Raw genomic sequence first — 277 nt, 5'->3', positions numbered from 1 at the left:
CGGTTTCCCGGCCTCCTCTACGAGGATGGTGCCAATTTCGGACTGGAGGTATTACGCCGCATCGACATGATCCGCGACGTGAACTGGCTGACGGCCATCAACGACGAGCTACTTTTCCGCGTCGGCGGGCTCGACAAGGCGCGCAAGGTCCTTGGCGATGAGGTCGTCATGCACTCTTATGAGGGCGGTGTCGTCTTTCAGGCCGGCAAGCTGCCAGTGCTCGGCGACCTCGACAAAGGGAAGGTGCCTGCAGCATATCGCGCGGTTAACAATCTCC

General features: G+C 60.3%; 1 protein-coding gene. It reads left to right on the top strand.

The annotated features are described in order from the left end of the window. Window positions 1–277 (top strand): type VI immunity family protein (locus SB717_RS35415; RefSeq protein WP_410907604.1); only part of this gene is annotated, 277 nt, incomplete at both ends.

Origin of the sequence: Priestia sp. SIMBA_032 (assembly GCF_046535215.1) — a bacterium.
Taxonomy (GTDB): Bacteria; Bacillota; Bacilli; order Bacillales; family Bacillaceae_H; genus Priestia; species Priestia aryabhattai.
This window is presented reverse-complemented; position numbering and strand designations above follow the sequence as displayed.